This window comes from Streptomyces sp. UNOC14_S4, from assembly GCF_020740835.1.
Classification (GTDB): domain Bacteria; phylum Actinomycetota; class Actinomycetes; order Streptomycetales; family Streptomycetaceae; genus Streptomyces.
On sequence record NZ_JAINFC010000627.1, the window covers coordinates 1 to 3,825 of the forward strand.

A 3,825-nucleotide genomic window follows, 5' to 3' on the forward strand; every position below is an offset into this window, starting at 1 on the left:
GGGCCGGGACGGGCCGTGGGGGGCGGCGGGAGCGTGGATACGCCCCCGGCAGCCGTGATCAAGACATTATCCGTGGTCTGCCCCCGTGGACGGGATCGGATGAACGGGCGTACGGATTCTGGTGATACCCGGCCTCACACAGAGTGAGGCGGTGCTCACGGTTGTGGCTGGATTGCTGCTGGTCAGCCGTGCGCGCTTTGCCTCACCTGCGGAGATGTTGATGACATGTACGCGGAAGATCGTGCTGGGGGAGCCGTCTTCCGCGCGGCGCTGCCGCGTATCTCCAGCCCGAAGCCATCCCGGTGATCCGCTCTGCGCGGCCGCGTGGCCGCAGGGCGGTCGTGTCGGTTTCGGGGGCGGAAGGCGGCGGCATGCCGGTCGAGGTCATCTTCTTCAATGTCGGCCAGGGGGACTGTACGTTCCTGTGGTTCTACGAGGTGGTGGGCGGTGGTGGCGGAGGTGGGGTCTCTCCGCTGGCGAACCGTCAGGGCGTGGCCGCCGCGCTGATCGACTGCGGGGCGAAGCCTGCGGTGGCCCATCACAGCACGGTCGGACAGCCCGGGACGGCCGGGGAGCGGATGGTCGGGCACATCCGCGACGTCATCACCGACCGCCTGGGACGGAACGCCGGGGCGGCCAAGGATCGGCTGGACTATCTGTTCCTCAGCCACTCGGACGCCGACCACTACAACAAACTCGGCGATCTGCTCTGGGATACGACGAACAACCGGCTGAGATTCGGCATCGAGAACGTCTGGTACACGGGTGAGCCGAAGGACTACCACCGGGGCAGTACGACGAGCTTCATGTACCAGCTGCTCCAGCAAGGGCAGTTGACCAAGAATCCGCCGGAAGCGGCCGGCCTGTACTCGGACGTCATGCCCTTCGACATAGCCCCGCACGTGAGCGGACTGCCGGAACTCTCCCTCATCTGTTCTTCCCTCTTCGCCGAGGTCGTCAACAAGAAGAAGAAAAAGAAGGAGGTGTCCAGGACCGAGGACCGCCCGTCGACGTGGAAGAACGCCGCCAGCCTCGTGTTCATGCTCACGGGAACCCCCGCGGCGGGCTCCAATCACCGTCAGAAGGTCCTGCTGATGGCCGATGCCGAGCGTGGCGTCGAGGAATTCCTGATGGGGTCCGACCTGATGGCGCACACATACCAGCGGGAGAGCAATCTCTGGCTGAAGGCCGGTCATCACGGGAGTGAGCACGCGTCGAGCCCGGACTGGGTCGCCTACACCTCTCCCGACGCCGTGTTCATCAGCTCCGGAACGGGAGTCTTCAACGGTACGGGCATGCCGACCGAGTCCCACCTGAACACCATTCGCCCGGTGCTCGGGCCGAAGCCCGTCATCCTGCCTCAGCAGCAGCACGACTACGCGTCGTTCGTGCCGAACGCGACTCCGTCGGAGTTCGTGGTCCACAGCACGCAGGACGGTATCTGCACGACCATGACCACGTACATGCCCCCGACCACACCCCCGACCAAGCAGCAGCCCAAACCGAAGGGCGAATGGCTCGGGACCGACTGGCACCTGATCCTCGACGACCCCCAGCCCGGCAAATACCACCTCGAATGCAACTGAAGGAGCAGGAGCAGCCCGTCATGGCACTCACGGTCGCCGCGCTGCAAGCGGTTCTCGACCAGACGCAGGGGACGTTCCGGCTCGACACCGGCACACTCGAACTGCCCGACTTCACCACCCAGTGCACCACCTACCTGGGCACCGGCGAACTCGCTCTCACCGATGTCACCCACGTCGATCCCACCGGTTTACGGGTCGACGGAACCGTCTCCCTCAAGGGCGGGGTGACGACACCCGGCAGTGTCGTCTTCGTCGCCGACGACGAGGGTGTTTCCGTGACCGGTGCCCGCGTGGAAGCCGGAGTCCCGGCCGACAGCGCGCTCCTCTCCGACGCCGCCCGCGCGGCTGTCGCGAGCCTCGCCGCACTCAAGCCGAGCGGCCCGCGCCTGGTGTTCGGGTGCGAGCCCGGCCGTGACGCCCGGGTCGTCGCCCGTACCGGCGTCGGCGTGGCCCTGGACTTCCCGGCGGCCGACGCCTCCGTCAAGCCGTACCTGTGGGCGTACGAGCCCGCGCGGGACGGCGAGGCGTGGCAGATGGCGGGGGAGTTCGACGGGGTGTCCCTCACGGACCTCTCCCACCTCGCCGACCTGAGCGGCACGCCGGACGGCGACGGCTTCGCGCTCCCGCAGGACGTCCCGGCCCCCAAGGGCCTCTCCCTCACCGCTCTGTCCGTCTCCTTCGCCCCCGGCAAGGACGGAGGAGCGGCGCGGCTGCTGTCGATGTGGTTCCGGGTGGCCCTGGGCATCCAGTGGCCGCTGTTCGACGGGCAGTTGGTGGTCGAGGACCTGCACGCGGAGTTCGGGGTCATCCTTCCGCGGAGTGCCAAGCCCAAGCTGATGGCCGTGCTCGGCGGCGAGGTCGCGCTCGGCCAGGACGCCGCCGTGGACGTGGAGATCACCCTGCCCGGCCGCGAGATCCGCGCGTCGCTGACCCACCACCTCCGCCTGAAGCCGCTGGTCGAGAAGTACTTCCCTGGCGCCCCGGCGCCCGACGTGACCGTCGACGACCTGACCCTGTGGGGCGCGCTCGGCGGCGACCGGCCCGGCTACGGCTTCGACCTCGGCCTCGCGGACGTCTGGCAGATCACCGACCAGGCCGCGCTGTCCCACGTCACCTTGTCCGTCGGCAGGTCCGGCGCGGAGACGTCGGCGTCGCTCGACGGGCTGTGGAATTTCGGCGGCGCGGACCTGGACGTGCGCGGCGAGTGGGCGACCGGCTCCGGCTGGAAGCTCTCCGCCCATGCCTCCAACGTGTCCCCGGGCGACCTGTTCTCCGTCTTCGGCATCGCACCGCCACCGGTCCTCGAAGATGTCGCCCTGGAACAGGTCGCGGTCGAGTACGACAGCCAGGCCGGCTACTTCCAGCTCGACCTGAGCGGCGGGTTCCCCCTCGGCGGGGCGCGGGCCACCCTCGGACTGTCCATCGGCCTCACCAAGGGCTCCGGCGACTCCGGCGGGTCCGGCTACGACCAGCAGTACGAAGGCACCCTCTCCCTGGAGATCCCCCAGGGGCAGGAGAAGTCTCGCGTGCTGACGTTCACCGTGAAGGACGCCCAGCAGGCGCAGTTCAGCGCCACATGGGAGGACTCCGAGGGCGTGTCCTTCAAGGACCTCGCCGCGCTGCTGGGCGTGACGGACCCGTCCGCCACCGAGGTACTGAACAGGCTGGGGAAGGTCACCGGGCTGACGGTCGGGTACGCGTCCGCCCGCAAGTCCATCGTCCTCGCCGCGAAGGACGCGAAGGACTCGAAGGAGAAGGACGGCGGCTCGCTCGTCGTCGTGTCGGACCGGCCGAAGGGCGGCATCCGTGCCTGGGCCGTGCGCGTGGGCATCGGGCTGGACGCCAAGCTGTCGGACGTGCCGTTGCTGCGGGGGCAGATACCCGACGGACAGGATCTCGGCGTGACCGGCCTGGGCGTCCTGCTCGCCTCGGACGAGCTCGGCGCCGATCGTGTCACCGAGCTCAACAAGGCGCTCGCGGCGAGCGACGGCACACTGCCGCTGCTGCCCGCCGACGGCCTGGGCAAGGGCATGGCCTTCACGATCGACCTTCTGCTGCCCGGGCATTCCGGGACGACCGCGGTCGTCGTCCGGGGCGACAGCCGCAAGGCCAAGGCCCCCGTCCCCGCACAACCACAGGGGCAGCCGCAGCCGAAGACGATCACGCAGGACGGCGCCCCCGTGTCCGGGAATGCCCCTGTGCCCGGGGACATCCCCCTGTCCGGAAACGCCCCCGAGGC

2 protein-coding genes are annotated in these 3,825 nt (G+C 69.0%); both read left to right on the top strand.

The features are described 5' to 3' along the window. Positions 1 to 371 precede the first annotated feature (371 nt). Positions 372 to 1,586: a ComEC/Rec2 family competence protein gene (locus K6I34_RS33305; protein WP_229331778.1), complete on the top strand. Its 1,215-nt coding sequence runs from the start codon at positions 372 to 374 to the stop codon at positions 1,584 to 1,586. Between the two features lie 20 nt (positions 1,587 to 1,606). Continuing rightward, positions 1,607 to 3,825: hypothetical protein (locus K6I34_RS33310; protein ID WP_229331779.1), on the top strand; the 2,219-nt coding region annotated here is incomplete at its 3' end.

Bases quoted from the DNA above. Each gene is read 5' to 3' on its own strand.
- K6I34_RS33305 (WP_229331778.1), top strand. From the start codon at position 372: ATGCCGGTCGAGGTCATCTTCTTCAATGTCGGCCAGGGGGACTGTACG.